Source organism: Pseudomonas sp. URMO17WK12:I11 (assembly GCF_007677725.1).
Taxonomy (GTDB): domain Bacteria; phylum Pseudomonadota; class Gammaproteobacteria; order Pseudomonadales; family Pseudomonadaceae; genus Aquipseudomonas.
This window is the reverse complement of sequence record NZ_VEDF01000002.1, coordinates 41,427-56,566: the sequence shown is the minus strand read 5'-3', so window position 1 is coordinate 56,566 and position 15,140 is coordinate 41,427. Positions and strand designations below refer to the sequence as shown.

11 protein-coding genes are annotated in these 15,140 nt (G+C 62.0%); 3 read left to right on the top strand and 8 right to left on the bottom strand.

What is annotated here, in order from left to right:
- Position 1: 1 nt before the first annotated feature.
- From FS665_RS03540 to rpsU, 4 genes are all read right to left on the bottom strand, one after another.
- Positions 2 to 3,745 (bottom strand): EAL domain-containing protein, encoded by a 3,744-nt coding sequence (locus FS665_RS03540; RefSeq protein ID WP_145183521.1) that lies wholly within the window; start codon positions 3,743 to 3,745, stop codon positions 2 to 4.
- Positions 3,746 to 3,864: 119 nt separating this feature from the next.
- Positions 3,865 to 5,712 (bottom strand): RNA polymerase sigma factor RpoD, encoded by a 1,848-nt coding sequence (rpoD, locus tag FS665_RS03535; RefSeq protein ID WP_145183517.1) that lies wholly within the window; start codon positions 5,710 to 5,712, stop codon positions 3,865 to 3,867.
- Between the two features lie 67 nt (positions 5,713 to 5,779).
- A complete protein-coding gene (gene dnaG / locus FS665_RS03530) occupies positions 5,780 to 7,759 on the bottom strand; it encodes a DNA primase (RefSeq protein WP_145183514.1) in 1,980 nt (659 codons plus the stop codon).
- Between the two features lie 287 nt (positions 7,760 to 8,046).
- Entirely contained in the window at positions 8,047 to 8,262 is a 216-nt protein-coding gene (rpsU, locus tag FS665_RS03525) for a 30S ribosomal protein S21 (RefSeq protein WP_003255575.1), read from the bottom strand.
- Positions 8,263 to 8,466: 204 nt separating this feature from the next.
- On the opposite strand from rpsU, the gene tsaD reads away from it, so the two are divergent.
- Complete coding sequence (tsaD, locus tag FS665_RS03520; RefSeq protein WP_145183511.1) at positions 8,467 to 9,492, top strand: tRNA (adenosine(37)-N6)-threonylcarbamoyltransferase complex transferase subunit TsaD; 1,026 nt, start codon at positions 8,467 to 8,469, stop codon at positions 9,490 to 9,492.
- 12 nt (positions 9,493 to 9,504) lie between these two features.
- On the opposite strand, the gene plsY is transcribed toward tsaD, so the two are convergent.
- Positions 9,505 to 10,074 (bottom strand): glycerol-3-phosphate 1-O-acyltransferase PlsY, encoded by a 570-nt coding sequence (plsY, locus tag FS665_RS03515; RefSeq protein ID WP_145183509.1) that lies wholly within the window; start codon positions 10,072 to 10,074, stop codon positions 9,505 to 9,507.
- Between the two features lie 74 nt (positions 10,075 to 10,148).
- Between plsY and folB the strand changes: the two genes are divergently transcribed.
- Positions 10,149 to 10,505, top strand: coding sequence for a dihydroneopterin aldolase (folB, locus tag FS665_RS03510; RefSeq protein ID WP_145183506.1), 357 nt, complete (start codon positions 10,149 to 10,151; stop codon positions 10,503 to 10,505).
- Positions 10,496 to 11,005 (top strand): 2-amino-4-hydroxy-6-hydroxymethyldihydropteridine diphosphokinase, encoded by a 510-nt coding sequence (gene folK, locus FS665_RS03505; RefSeq protein ID WP_145183503.1) that lies wholly within the window; start codon positions 10,496 to 10,498, stop codon positions 11,003 to 11,005. Before folB ends, folK begins: the two co-directional genes overlap by 10 nt.
- A gap of 13 nt (positions 11,006 to 11,018) precedes the next feature.
- Here folK and FS665_RS03500 read toward each other — a convergent pair whose 3' ends face one another.
- The 3 genes from FS665_RS03500 to FS665_RS03490 are packed head-to-tail and all read right to left on the bottom strand — an operon-like array spanning position 11,019 to position 15,004.
- Positions 11,019 to 12,113, bottom strand: a complete 1,095-nt coding sequence (locus FS665_RS03500; protein ID WP_145183500.1) for a multifunctional CCA tRNA nucleotidyl transferase/2'3'-cyclic phosphodiesterase/2'nucleotidase/phosphatase — start codon at positions 12,111 to 12,113, stop codon at positions 11,019 to 11,021.
- A 54-nt stretch (positions 12,114 to 12,167) separates the two neighbouring features.
- Positions 12,168 to 13,736: a SpoVR family protein gene (locus FS665_RS03495; protein WP_145183497.1), complete on the bottom strand. Its 1,569-nt coding sequence runs from the start codon at positions 13,734 to 13,736 to the stop codon at positions 12,168 to 12,170.
- Positions 13,733 to 15,004, bottom strand: a complete 1,272-nt coding sequence (locus FS665_RS03490) for a YeaH/YhbH family protein (protein ID WP_145183494.1) — start codon at positions 15,002 to 15,004, stop codon at positions 13,733 to 13,735. The genes FS665_RS03495 and FS665_RS03490 overlap by 4 nt, the downstream gene beginning before the upstream one ends.
- Positions 15,005 to 15,140 lie beyond the last annotated feature (136 nt).

Sequence of the window (15,140 nt, the reverse complement as noted above, 5' to 3'; positions counted from 1 at the left end):
ATTATAACGAGGGTTTCGATAGCGTGCCATCCGAAAGATCGGTTAGTGCTATGCGAAGGAACGCTGCGGCAAATTCCTCAGGCGGCAGTGGCAGGCTGACGATGTAGCCTTGTATCTGCTCGCATCCCTCAGCCGCCAAAAAGCGTTGCTGCGCCTGGTTTTCCACGCCCTCGGCGATGATCGTCAGCTGCATGCTGCGGCCCAGGGCGATGATGGCGCGGGCGATGGCGGCATCGTGGGGATCGTCGGGCAGGCCGCGGATGAACGACTTGTCGATCTTGAGGATGTCCAGCGGCAGACGCTTGAGGTAACTGAGCGACGAATAGCCGGTGCCGAAATCGTCGATGGCCAGCTGCACGCCCAGTTGCTTGAGCTCGTGCAGCACGGCCAGGGCTTCCTCGGCTTGGCTCATGATGAAGTTTTCGGTGATCTCCAGCTGCAGGTCGCCGGCCTTGAGCTGGTAGACCTTCAACAGGTGCTCGATGCGCTGGGCCAGGTTCGGGTGGCGCAGTTGCGCACCGGCGAGGTTGATCGACAACGGGCCGAAGGCTTGGTAGCGCTTCTTCCAGCTGTGCATCTGCTGGCACGCCTGCTCCAGCACCCAGTCGCCCAGCTGCAGGATGGTGCCGTTCTCTTCGGCCAGGTGAATGAAGTGCTCCGGTGGCACTTCGCCAAAGGTCGGGTGGCTCCAGCGGATCAGGGCTTCGGCGCCGACCAGGGTTTGCGTCTTGAGGCTGAGCTTGGGCTGGAAGTTGAGGCTCATTTCGTTGCGCTCGATGGCGCGGCGCAGCTCGTGCTCCATAGCGATGCGCTCGCTGGCCTGCACGGTCAGGTCGCGGGTGTAGGCTTCGACGCGGTTACGGCCTTTGGCCTTGGAGCGGTACATGGCGGCATCGGCGTTGCGAATCAACGTGGCGACGTCGGTGCCGTCCTGCGGGTAGAGGCTCGAACCAATGCTGGCACTGGTGAAGAACTCGTGCTCGCCAGCCTGGAATGGCGCGGCGAAGCACGCCAGCAGCTTGTTGGCGATGGCGTCGGCATCGCTGGGTTTGTGCAGGCCTGGCAGCAAAATGATGAACTCATCGCCGCCCAGACGCGCCACGGTATCGACGTCGCGCACCTGCTCCTTGAGGCGCTGGGCAATGCCTTTGAGCAGCAAGTCGCCCACCGGGTGACCGAGGCTGTCGTTGATGTGCTTGAAGCGGTCCAGGTCGAGGAACAGCACCGCGCCCTGGCGGTTGGACACCTGCGCGCAGGTCAACACCGCCTGCAGGCGATTCTCGAACAGGGCGCGGTTCGGCAGGCCGGTCAGCGGGTCATGGTGGGCCTGGTAGTCGAGCTTGGCCTGGGCGTGCTTGAGGCTTGAGATATCGGCGAACACCGCCACGAAGTGGGTGATTTCGCGCTCGCTGTTGCGCACGGCGCTGATGGTCAACCAACCAGGGTAGAGCTCGCCATTCTTGCGCTTGTTGAAGATCTCGCCTTGCCAATGGCCTTCTGCAGTCAGCTGGTGCCACATGGCCGCGTAGAAGGCGCTGTCATGTTGGCCGGAGGCCAGCAGGCGCGGGGTTTGGCCAAGCGCCTCGATCTCGCTGTAGCCGGTAATTTCACTGAAGGCGCGGTTGACGGCGCTGATGCGCTGGTCGGTATCAGTGATCAACACGCCTTCGGCGGTGTTCTCGAACACGGTGGCCGCCAGCTGCAGTTTTTCCTGCATCAAGTGGCGTTCGGTGATATCGCGGGCGATGGTCAGCATGCAGTCGACGCCCGCGATCGGCAGCGGCCTGGCCGACAGCTCGCACAGGCGAATCTGCCCGTCGCTGCGCCGCAGGTGGCAACTGAAGTCGCGCACGAAGCCATCCCGGCCCAGGCGTTCGACCAGGCGCTTGCGCTCGTTCAGATCGACCCAGATGCCCAGGTCGAACGAGGTCTGGTCGATCGGCTGGCGGAATTCATAACCGGTCAGGCGGCAAAAGCCTTCGTTGACCTCAAGCAGCAGGCCGTCGCTCTGGCGTGACAGCAGCAAACCGTCCGGGGAGGCATGGAAAGCTTTGGCAAACTTTTCTTCCGAGGTTTGCAGTTGCTGCTGGGTTTCCTTGAGTTGACTGATGTCGCGAACTGCCACGACCAGCGCCAGGGTGCCATCGAGCTCGAAGGTCTCGGCCGAGGTCAGGCCTGTGAATAGCTGGCCATTGCTGCGGCGAAAGCTCATTTCCAGGTTGCGGATGCCGCCTTCATGCAGACGCTGCAACAGTTTGGGCCCCATGCCTTCGTCGGCCCACAGGTTGAGTTCGGTGGCGGTGCGGCCGAGCGCTTCGCCCGGGCTCAGGCCGATCTGCTCTTCGAACGCTTCGTTGACCTCCAGCAGCACGCCATCGCTGTGCCGGGCAATCAGCAGGATGTCCGGGCACTGCTCGAAGACCGAGGCGAACTTCTGCTCCGACAGGCGCAGGGCGTCCTCGGTGCGCTTGGTTTCACTGATGTCGATCATCAGGCCACGCATCACCGGACGGTGGCCGTGCTCGATCATGCTGACGATGTTGCGCACCCAAAGCGGCTGGCCATCGGCGCGCAACACGCGGTAGTCGAGGCTATGATCGCGCCCAGCTGCAGTTTCGCTTTCGCAGAAAGCCTGGGCCCAGAGTGCGTCGTCGGGGTGCACGATGCTGCGCCAGAAGCCCGGTTTGAGCCAGTCGTGCAGCGGATAGCCCAACAGGTCTTCGGCGTGAGGGGAGACATAGCGGTAGGTGAAGTCGTTGGCGTCGGCTTCCCAGGCGATGGCCGACAGGCTCTCGATCAGGCCGCGATAATGGTATTCGCTGCTGCGCAGTTCTTGTTCCAGGGCAATTCGGCGGGATATTTCGGAGCTGAGCCGGCGATTGATCCGAATGACCACGGCCAGGATCGCCACCAGCAGCAACACCGCCGGCAGGCCATACAGCAACATGTCGCGCCAGAAACTGCGTTGGTCCACGACATTGCCGACCCAGCGTTGCTGAATGTCGGCGATTTCGGCGCTGGACATGTCAGCCATCGCCTTGTCGAGGATGCCGATCAGCACGTGTTCGCTGCGCGGTGCGGCCATGGCCAGCTGATAGCGGTAGGGCGTCTCGCCGCTGACGTACAGCCCTTCGAGCTTGAGCTGGCGCAGGCTCCACACGCTCGAGGCGAGGTCGCCGACCACCGCGTCCACCGTGTCGGTGGCCAAGGCCTGGAGTGCCGAGGTGAGGTTGGGCATTCTCACCAGGTTGAGGTCCGGGTGATGGGCACGCATCAGTTCATGCGGCGCGTAGTTCTCGACCACCGCTACCTTCAACCCGTACAGGTCGTTGATCGTGCGCGGTTGCGGGCCGCCCTTGTGGGCCAGTATGACGATGGGGAAGTCCAGGTACGGACGGGTGAACGCCAGGTAATCCTGGCGCTCGGGCGTGGACATGATGCCGGGCAGCAAATCGATACGCCCTTCGCGCGCCTGCTGCAGCACATCGTTCCAGCTGCTGGGCTCGACCGGCGTCATGTTCACCCCAAGACGTTCCTGGAGCGAGCTGATGTAATCGGCGGCCAATCCCTGGTACCGGCCCTCCTGGTCACGAAACTCGAACGGTGGCCGGGAGGCGTAGACGCCCAGCTTCAGCTGTGGATGCTCAGCAAGCCAGGTTTTTTCTTCGTCTGTCAGGGTCAGGGCGCCGGCCGTTGTGTTCCACAAGATCAGGAGCAACAACAGGATGGCCGGCATCGGCTGCATAGCACTCTCGCGTTCAGTGGGTCTGAACTCGAGTGTAGACGGGCAAATGGCCAGTCGACTAGCCGTCCACAACTATTTGTCGGATAAGAAAAACCCCGGCCTGGGCCGGGGTCTGATCGTCACTCGTCGAGGAATGAACGCAGGTGCTCGCTGCGGGTCGGGTGGCGCAGTTTGCGCAACGCCTTCGCTTCGATCTGACGGATCCGCTCGCGGGTCACGTCGAACTGCTTGCCGACCTCTTCGAGGGTGTGGTCGGTGTTCATGTCGATACCGAAACGCATGCGCAGCACCTTGGCTTCGCGTGCGGTCAGGCCCGAGAGCACGTCACGGGTGGCTTCCTTGAGGCTTTCGACCGTGGCCACATCGATCGGCGACTGCATGGTCGAGTCCTCGATGAAATCGCCCAGGTGCGAATCTTCGTCATCACCGATCGGGGTTTCCATGGAAATCGGCTCTTTGGCGATCTTCAATACCTTGCGGATCTTGTCCTCAGGCATTTCCATGCGCTCACCCAGTTCTTCCGGGGTCGGCTCGCGGCCCATTTCCTGCAGCATCTGGCGGGAAATCCGGTTGAGCTTGTTGATCGTTTCGATCATGTGCACCGGAATACGGATGGTGCGCGCCTGATCCGCGATGGAGCGGGTGATCGCCTGGCGAATCCACCAGGTGGCATAGGTCGAGAACTTGTAGCCCCGACGGTATTCGAACTTGTCCACCGCCTTCATCAGGCCGATGTTACCTTCCTGGATCAGGTCGAGGAACTGCAGACCGCGGTTGGTGTACTTCTTGGCGATGGAGATCACCAGACGCAGGTTGGCCTCGACCATTTCCTTCTTGGCCCGACGGGCTTTCGCCTCGCCGATGGACATGCGACGGTTGATTTCCTTGATCTCGGCCACGGTCAGGCCGGTTTCGTTCTCGAGGTCGATCAGCTTCTGCTGGCAGGCAACGATGGCCGCGTCCTTTTCACCCAGGGCAGCAGCCCACTTGGTGCTGCGCTTGGCCAGGTCGCCCGACCAGGTCTGGTCGGTTTCGTTGCTCGGGAACAGGCGCAGGAAGTCGGCACGTGGCATGCGCGCATCACGTACGCACAGCTGCATGATCGCGCGCTCTTGCTGACGCAGACGGCTCAGGGCATCGCGCACACGCTCGACCAGAACGTCGAACTGCTTGGGCACCAGCTTGATCGGCATGAACAGATCAGCCAGGGCCTGCAGGGCTTCGACGCTTTCCTTGGCATCACGGCCGTTCTTCTTGAGAACCTTGGCAGTGGCTTGGAGTTGGTCGGCCACAGCGCCGAAGCGCTGGGCAGCAACGACCGGATCGGGACCGCTTTCGGTCTCTTCTTCGTCGTCGCTGTCGCTTTCTTCTTCCTCGTCCTCGGATTCTTCCTTGGCCGCAGGCGCCTTGGCGCCCGGTACCGGAACTTCTTCGGTCGGGGCAGCGATGTTGTCATCAGGGTCGATGTAACCACTGAGTACGTCCGACAGGCGGCCACCTTCGGTGGTCACGCGGTCGTATTCGCCGAGGATGTAGTCGACGGTACCCGGGAAGTGAGCGATGGCGCCCATGACTTCACGAATGCCTTCCTCGATACGCTTGGCGATTTCGATCTCGCCTTCGCGGGTCAGCAGCTCGACAGTACCCATTTCGCGCATGTACATGCGCACCGGGTCGGTCGTGCGGCCAATATCGGTTTCAACGGCCGCCAACGCAGCTGCGGCTTCTTCGGCCGCGGCTTCGTCGGTGTCGGCTTCCGCCAACAGAAGGGCATCCGCATCCGGAGCACTCTCGAATACGTTGATCCCCATGTCGTTGATCATGCGGATGATGTCTTCCACCTGCTCCGGATCTGAAATATCCTCAGGCAGGTGGTCGTTGACCTCCGCGTAAGTCAGGTAGCCCTGCTCACGACCGCGGGTGATCAACTCTTTGATACGAGACTGCTGTTGCGCTTTTCCGGACATAACACCCTATCCACTGAAGGTCTTGGCGGGCAAAAAACAAGCCGAGGATTATACCCGAGCATGGGCCTCACGCGCCAGATGAGGTCGGCGTTTGTGCGGGAACATTCCGGCTCAGCAGCGCGAGAAGCTGCGATTTTTCCTCGCTGGTCAATTCGCTTTGACGTGATTTCCTGAGCAGTTGTTCCAGACTTCGCTCGCGTTGGCGGGCGGACAAGCTAGTAATGGTGTCGAAAAACTGTTGTTCAAGGCTGTCGGCGACGATCAGCCATTCCTTTTCCGCCAGTGCGCGCAGCAGGCGGCCCTGTTCGGTACCGTGCCAGCGTGCGATCAGCTGCATTGAGCTTAGCCCAGGATTTTTCTGCGCGGCTTCGATCAGCGCCACCAGCAGCTGGCTATACAGGTGCTCTTCGTCGGCGAAATGGCTGGCGTCTTCGACCTTGCCAGCCAATAGCGGGTGATGCAGCAACGTGCGCAGCGCGGCCAGGGTGGGCGGCTCGACCGGTGCCGGCACGCGCGGCGGTGCCTCGTCACGCTGCCACGGCTTGCCACCCTTGCGATTCTTGTCCCAGGGCTTGTCGCTCCATTGCTTCTTGCCGCCACCTTTGTTCGGCTTCCATGCCTGCTCCTGTGGCGCGTGTGCGTAATCGAGCTGCGGCATGTCGCCATAGTCGGGGCTGTAACTGGCCATGGCGTCATAGTCATAGCCTGGATCGTAGTCCGGCACGCTGCTCGGCGCAGGCGCTTGTTGCGCCAGTTGCTCGACTTGCTGCGGATCGAGGCCGGTGATCTCGCGCAGACGGTTACGCATCAGTTGCCGCAGGTTGGCGCCGGGGATCTTTTCGATCAACGGTGCTGCCAAGGTCGCCATGTGCGCCTTGCCTTCCAGGGAGCGCGGGTCGGCTTCGTTGCTCAGTTGCTCGAAGAAATAGTCAGCCAGCGGTTGTGCGTGCTGGTTGATGCGTGCCTGAAACGCGTCGGTGCCTTCGGCGCGCACCAGGCTATCCGGGTCTTCGCCTTCGGGCAGGAATAAAAAGCGCGCGCGGCGCCCGTCCTGCAAGGCCGACAGGGTCGATTCAAGCGCACGCCAGGCAGCCTTGCGCCCAGCCTGGTCGCCGTCGAAACAGAACAGCACGCTGGGCACTACGCGGAACAGGCGCTTGAGGTGCTCTTCGCTGGTGGCGGTACCGAGGGTCGCCACGGCGTTGCGCAGGCCTTGTTGTGCCAGGGCGATGACATCCATGTAACCCTCGACGACGATGATCTCGTCGAGGTTGCGGTTGTGCTTGCGCGCTTCGTAGAGCCCGTAGAGCTCCTGGCCCTTGTGGAACACCGGGGTTTCCGGAGAGTTGAGGTACTTGGGTTTGTCATCGCCCAGCACCCGGCCACCGAACGCGATGATGCGCCCGCGACTGTCGCGGATCGGGAACATGACCCGGTCGCGAAAACGATCGTAGCGCTTGCCGCTCTCGGCATTTTCGATCAGCAGGCCGGCATCGATCATGACCTTCTGCTGCAGGGTGTCGGCACCCAGGTGCTTGAGCAGGTTATCCCAGCCTGGCGGGGCAAAGCCCAGGCCGAAGTCACGGGCGATTTCGCCCGACAGGCCGCGGCCCTTGAGGTAGTCCACAGCCGCCTTGCGGGTCGGGTGACTGCGCAGCGCCTGGCGATAGAACTCTGCGGCGGCATCGAGCAGCGGGTAGAGCGGCGAGTCGGTCGGCTGACGCGGCTTGTTGTCGCGCCGGCCCTGTTCACGGGGCACTTCCATGCCGGCTGCGCGGGCCAGCTCCTCGACGGCCTGGGGGAAGTCCAGGTTGTCGTGGTCCATGACGAAGCCAAGGGCATTGCCGCCGGCGCCGCAGCCAAAGCAGTAATAGAACTGCTTGTCGGGGCTGACCGTGAAGGAAGGGGTTTTTTCCTTGTGGAACGGGCAGCAGGCGGAGTAGTTCTTGCCGGTCTTTTTCAGTTGGACACGTGAACTCACCACGTCGACGATGTCGAGGCGGTTGATCAGGTCGTCGATGAAGCTTTGGGGAATGAGCCCGGCCATGGCAATCTCGTCATCTGGCAGCTGGCAAGTCTAATCGCTACCGCGACGACAAGGGCGAAGGCTGACAGGGAAAATGCGAGGAAAAATGTGCTCGTCGGCAGCCGCAAGGGCTCGTCAGTCATGACGTGCACGCCTGGCCGAAGCCAGCACTGACACTTTACTGCTGTGCCCACTGCAGGTTGCGACGGGCGCCTTGGGCTAGCTGCTCAAGGTGTGTAACCAAACCGCTGCCATCGGCCCGGCGGAGAGCCGGGCAGGGCAGAAGCTTTTTGCGTAGAACGTCTGTATTAGTACAGACGAACGGCGCGGCGCTGTTCGCGCTGAACTTTCTTGGCGTGACGCTTAACAGCAGCAGCTGCTTTACGCTTACGCTCGGCGGTCGGCTTCTCGTAAAACTCGCGGCTACGAACTTCAGCCAGTACACCGGCTTTTTCGCAGGAGCGCTTGAAACGACGCAGAGCTACGTCGAAGGGTTCGTTCTCTTTAACTTTGACGGCTGGCATCCAGGGCTACCTTAATTCATTACCGGGGTAGACGTGCTCCTGGCAAAACAAAGGTGTGCTGGAGAACGTCGGTTTTCAAGGGTTGCGGATGTTAACCCTTAGTACGCCGGAATGCAAAGCCTCTGATCGAAAACCGCTGGTCGGCACCCGGCACGGGGACTATCATGCGCGGCTTCGAATTCAGCCCCCACAAGGGACGAGCCCATGCTAGTACTGGGATTAGAAACATCCTGCGACGAAACCGGCGTCGCATTATACGACAGCGAGCGCGGTTTGTTGGCCGACGCGCTGTTCAGCCAGATCGACCTGCACCGCGTGTTCGGCGGCGTGGTGCCCGAGCTTGCCTCACGCGATCACGTCAAGCGCATGCTGCCGCTCATCCGCCAGGTGCTGGACGAGGCCGGCTGTGTCGCTACCGAAATCGACGCCATCGCCTATACCGCAGGCCCGGGCCTGGTCGGGGCGCTGCTGGTCGGCGCCTCGTGCGCGCAGGCACTGGCTTTTGCCTGGGATATCCCGGCAATCGGCGTGCACCATATGGAAGGCCATCTGTTGGCGCCGATGCTCGAGGAAAATCCGCCGCAGTTCCCGTTCGTCGCTTTGTTGGTCTCCGGTGGCCATACGCAGCTGGTGCGGGTCGATGGTATCGGCCACTACGAGTTGCTCGGCGAAAGCCTCGATGATGCGGCTGGCGAAGCGTTCGACAAGACCGCCAAGCTGATCGGCCTCAATTACCCTGGCGGGCCGGAGATCGCGCGTCTGGCCGAGCAGGGCGTACCTGGGCGGTTCGTGTTCCCGCGGCCGATGACCGATCGTCCGGGTCTGGAATTCAGCTTCAGCGGCCTCAAGACCTTTGCCCTGAACACCTGGCAGCAATGCAAGCATGCTGGCGACGACAGCGAGCAAACCCGTTGCGACCTGTCCCTGGCATTCCAGCAGGCCGTGGTGGAGACTCTGACCATCAAGTGCAAGCGCGCCCTCAAACAGACCGGCCTCAAGCGCCTGGTGATCGCCGGTGGCGTGAGCGCCAACAAGGCACTGCGGGCTTCGCTGGAAGACATGCTGGCCAGCATCAAGGGCAATGTCTACTACGCGCGCCCGCAGTTCTGTACCGACAATGGCGCCATGATCGCCTATGCCGGCTGCCAGCGCCTGCTGGCCGGTCAGCAGCAGGACCTGGCGATCAGTGTGCAGGCCCGTTGGCCGATGGAGCAGCTGCCGCCGGTCTGAGCGCTTGCCAGGTCAGAAGTGGCGTTCGCGCCCGGCCAGCAGGTCGCGCAGGTTGTTGCGGTGACGCCAGACGATCATCACCGTCAGCACGGCGATCGGCAGCAACGCCTCGGGCTCGCGCCAGGCCAGCAGTGGCAGGGTCAGGGGCGTGGCGACCAGCGCTGCCAGCGAGCTGGTTCGGGTCAGGTAGAAGGTCAGTAGCCAGGCGGCCATGGCCAGCAAGGCAGCCGGCAGGTACAGCCCCATGAGCATGCCAGCGGCAGTGGCAACGCCCTTGCCGCCGCGGAAGCGGAAGTACAGCGGAAACAGGTGGCCGAGCACCGCGCACATGCCGATCCAGGCCTGCTCCTGCAGGCCCAGGCCGGCAGCGCGGGCCAACAGAACCGGCAACAAGCCCTTGCACAGGTCGCCCAGCAGCGTCAGGATCGCCATCTTGCGGCCCGCCAGGCGTAGCATGTTGGTGGCGCCGGCATTGCCCGAGCCACTGCAACGCGGGTCTGGGCTACCGGTCAGGCGGCTCAGGACAATGGCGAAGGACAGTGAGCCGAGCAGGTAGGCGAGCAGTGCCAATAACCAAAACATGCTAACTATTCCGGGCGAGGACGCCCTGATTCTAACGGCGCCAGTCGCCCTTGTCGTGTCGTGGAGAGAAGTGCTTGGACAGAGTGTTCATCGAAGGCCTGGAAGTCGATACCGTGATCGGTGCCTATGACTGGGAGCGCGATATTCGCCAGTGCCTGCGCCTGGACCTGAGTTTCGCCTGGGACAACCGCCCAGCGGCAGCCGGCGATGACCTGAATCTGGCTCTGGATTACGCCAGCGTATCGGCGCGCATCCAGGCGTTTGCCGAGCAGGCGCGCTTCGAATTGGTCGAGACCTTCGCCGAGCGTCTGGTGGCGACCTTGATGCAGGAGTTTCACATTCCCTGGGTGCGGTTGAAGCTGACCAAGCCGGGCGCGGTACCCGCGGCCCGTGGCGGTGTCGGCGTGGAGATCGAGCGCGGATGTCTCTGAGCACGGTTTATCTGGGCCTTGGCAGCAACATCGACCGCCATCGGCATCTGTGTGCCGGGCTGGACGCGTTGGCGGCGATCCTCAGCGACATGCACTGCTCGCCGGCCTTCGAGAGTCAGGCGGTCGGTATCAAGAGTGGGCCATTCATCAACTTCGTGGTGACCGGCAAAACCGATTTGCCGCTGCTCGAGCTCGATCGCCGGCTCAAGTTCATCGAGGCGGACAATGGTCGCTATGCGCCTGAGCGCAAGGGCCTGCCGCTGGATATCGATGTGCTGATGTACGACGATCTGCATGGCACCTTCGACGGGTTGGTGCTGCCGCGGGCCGAAATCCTGAAGAACGCCTTCGTGCTCTGGCCACTGTCACTATTGGCCCCGACACTGATGCATCCAGGCGTGGGCAAAAGCATGGCGCAGTTGTGGCAGCAGGCGCAGATCGAGCAGGTCCTGGCGCCGGTTGCCTTTGAGTGGCGCGGGTTGCAGTTGACGCCGGTGTGACCCAGCGCTGCGCTCAGCCGCGGATGTAGGCTTCAAGCGCTTTGCATCGCTCACCCTTGAGCGCCGCGCCCAAGGCCATGCCGGCCAGCCCCGCTGCCACCAGTGGCTGCACTGCGACTGCCCGCGCTGCTGCCGCCGCACCGAGCAGAAAGCCAGCCTGTGGATAGGCCGCTGGCTGGCTCATCTGACAGGTGGCGACGAACATTTCGAAGCGCTGCGGGCGCCGATAGACGTCGAACTTCTGCAATAGCTCCAGCAACGTGTCGGCAGGGAGCTGCAATGCCTGGTCGGCCTGATCGGCGTATTCTCCCACCAGCACAGCCAGCTCCTGGCACTCGCGGGGAACCTTGAAGCGCTGATTGAGAGCCTTGATTGCTGCCGCTGGCAATCCACGCAACAGGCATGCCCAGCGCACCGGCAGGGGCTGCTGTGACTGCGCAGCCCGGCGCAATGCCGCCAGGGTGGGCAGATTGTCCGGCAGCTCGGGCATCAACTGCGCCAGGGCGCCGCAGGCCTGCAGGACTTCGATGAATACCTGCGGTTGATCTTCCATCAAGGCCCGTTCGATTTCCTTCCAGCTGCGCTCTGCGGTCAGTGCCTGCAGCTCGCCAGATTCGGCGATCTGGCGCATCAGTGCGAGGGTCTCTTTTGCAACCTTGAAGCCCAGGCCCGCGTAGCGCGCGGCGAACCGGGCAACGCGCAGCACCCGTAGGGGATCTTCGGCAAACGCCGGCGAAACATGCCGCAGAATCCGCCGCTGCAGATCGGCCTGGCCGTGGTAGGGATCATGGATAACCCCGTGCAGATCCTCGGCCATCGCATTGATGGTCAGGTCGCGGCGAGTCAGGTCCTGTTCGAGGGTCACCTCAGGGCTGGCGTGAAAGGTGAAGCCGCCATAGCCACGCCCGCTCTTGCGCTCGGTGCGCGCCAGGGCATACTCCTCGCCGGTCTTGGGGTGCAGGAATACCGGAAAGTCAGCGCCGACCGGACGAAAGCCCTCGTCGTGCATCTGCTCGACCGTGGCACCCACGACCAGCCAATCGACGTCGCTGACTGGCAGCCCGAGCAGGCGATCGCGCACGGCACCACCAACTTTGTAAATTTGCATGTGCAGCCTCCATTACTGCCGACAGCATACCTTGTCGACAGTAATGGCAGTGCATCAGAGGTGATGGATCACGGCGAGGTCCATGCGCCCATAGTCGGCGCCTTCGCCATGCTCCCCGCGTGGGGGCATGTGATGGGTCTTGACCACCTGGTCGCCCTGGACGGTTTCCAGGTGAATATCGAAGCCCCACAAGCGGTGCAGGTGCTTGAGGACTTCTTCGGTGGATTCGCCCAACGGTTTGCGGTTGTGTTGTTGGTGGCGCAGGGTCAGCGAGCGATCGCCGCGCCGGTCGATGCTCCAGATCTGAACGTTGGGCTCGCGGTTGCCGAGGTTGTACTGGGCCGCCAACTGTTCGCGAATGGTACGGTAACCGGCCTCGTCATGAATCGCCGGCACCAGCAGATCGTCGCGTTGGTCGTCATCGAGGATGCTGAACAGCTTCAAGTCGCGGATCACTTTGGGTGACAGGTACTGCAAGATGAAGCTCTCATCCTTGAAGCTGCTCATCGCAAACTTGACGGTCGACAGCCAGTCGGCCCCCGCAATGTCCGGGAACCAGCGACGGTCCTCCTCGGTTGGGTTTTCGCACATGCGACGAATGTCCATGTACATGGCGAAGCCCAGCGCATACGGGTTGATGCCGTTGTAGTAGGGGCTGTCGAAGCCGGGTTGGAATACCACGCTGGTGTGCGACTGCAAGAACTCCATCATGAAGCCTTCGGTGATCAAGCCCTCGTCGTACAGATCGTTCATCAGGGTGTAGTGCCAGAAGGTCGCCCAACCCTCGTTCATTACTTGGGTTTGCCGCTGTGGGTAGAAGTACTGGGCGATCTTGCGCACGATGCGCACCACCTCCCGCTGCCAAGGCTCCAGCAGTGGGGCGTTTTTCTCGATGAAGTAGAGGATGTTTTCCTGGGGTTCGGCCGGGAAACGCGCGTCATCACGCTCGCCGCCCTTGTCGGCGCTCTTGGGGATGGTGCGCCAGAGGTCGTTGATCTGCCGCTGCAGGTGCTCCTCGCGGTCCTTTTGCCGGCGGCGTTCCTCCTCGGCAGAGATGGGGTAGGGCCGCTTGTAACGGTCGACACCGTAGTTCATCAGGGCGTGGCAGGAGTCGATCAGGTCCTCGACGGCATCGATGCCATGGCGCTCTTCGCACTGGGCGATGTACTGCTTGGCAAACACCAGGTAATCGATGATCGAGGTAGCATCGGTCCAGGTCCGGAACAGGTAATTGCCTTTGAAGAAGCTGTTGTGGCCGTAGCAGGCGTGCGCGATCACCAGTGCCTGCATGCACATGGTGTTCTCTTCCATGAGGTAGGCGATGCATGGGTCGGAGTTGATGACGATTTCGTACGCCAGGCCCATCTGCCCGCGGCTGTAGGATTTCTCGGTATTGAGAAACTGTTTGCCATAGGACCAGTGGTGATAGCCCAGCGGCATGCCCACCGAGGCGTAGGCATCCATCATCTGCTCGGCAGTGATCACCTCGATCTGATTGGGATAGGTGTCCAGGGCGTAGCGCTCGGCCAGGCGGCTGATTTCGCGGTCGTAGGTCTGGATGAGCTCGAACGTCCACTCCGAGCCGGTGGAAATGGGTTGGCGTCTCTGTGCTCTGGCGGTCATGTGGCTAACCTGCGCTGGAAGAGTTCACGGAAGACCGGATAAATATCACCGGCCGAGACTAACTGCTGCTGGGCAAACGTGTCAGGGAAGGCTTCGCCGATCCGCTCGTACTCGTACCACAAGGCCTGATGCTCGCGGGGGGTGATCTCGACGTAAGTGTAGTACTGCACGTGAGGCATGATCTGCTTGGCCAGGATATCGCGACAGATCGGCGAGTCGTCGTTCCAGTTGTCGCCGTCGGAGGCCTGAGCGGCGTAGATGTTCCAGTCGGCCGCCGGGTACCGTTCGGCCATGATTTCCTGCATCATCTTCAGCGCGCTGGACACGATGGTGCCGCCGGTTTCGCGCGAGTAGAAGAACTCTTCCTCGTCGACTTCCCGGGCGCTGGTGTGATGGCGGATGAAAACCACCTCGATGCGGTCGTAGTTTCGCTTGAGGAACAGGTAAAGCAGGATGAAGAAGCGCTTGGCGATGTCCTTGGTGGCCTGGGTCATTGACCCGGACACATCCATCAGGCAGAACATCACCGCCTTGGAGCTGGGATTGGGTTGCTTGACCAGCAAGTTGTATTTGAGGTCAAAGGTATCGAGGAAGGGCAGGCGGTTGATCCGCGCCTTGAGCCGCTCGATCTCCTGCTCGACTTCCTGAATGTCGCTGAAGTTGTCTGGCTCCTCGACCTTCAGGCGCGCCAGCTCCTTCTGGGCCTGGCGCAGCAGAGCGCGGCTGCTGCCGGTCAGGGCGATACGCCGTGCATGCGCCGAACGCAGGGTGCGTACGATGTTGATGCGCGACGGGTTGCCCTCGTTGGCAATGCCAGCGCGCACGGTCTTGAACGTGTCGGCTCCGGTCAGGTGACGCTTGACCAGGTTGGGCAGTTCCAGGTCTTCGAACATGAACTCCAGGAATTCTTCCTGGGTGATCTGAAAGACGAAGTTGTCCATGCCATCGCCGGAATTACCGGCTTTGCCCCGGCCGCCCCCGCCGCCGCCACCCTGCGGCCTGGCGATATGCTCGCCCGCCGTGAATTCCTTGTTGCCAGGGTGGACGATGGTCTGCTTGCCACCGCGGCCATGGTGCAGCACCGGTTCGTCGATGTCGCGTCCCGGAATGCTGATCTGCTCGCCATGTTCCATGTCCATGATGGAGCGGCGGCTGACAGCTTCTTCGACGGCCTTCTTGATGTGTTCACGGTAACGCCGCAAGAAGCGCTGGCGATTGACCGTACTTTTGTTCTTGCCATTAAGGCGTCGGTCGATAACGTAGCTCATGGTCCCTCCGGTAGCTGGAGCAGCTGCAAGCCACAGGCCATAAGCTTCAAGCGGCAAGCTTCAAGCTGCAGGTAAGCGCAGTCATCGCTGCTGCAGATAGTGGCGCCGGGCGTGAGCTCGGCGCTGACAGCTTGTG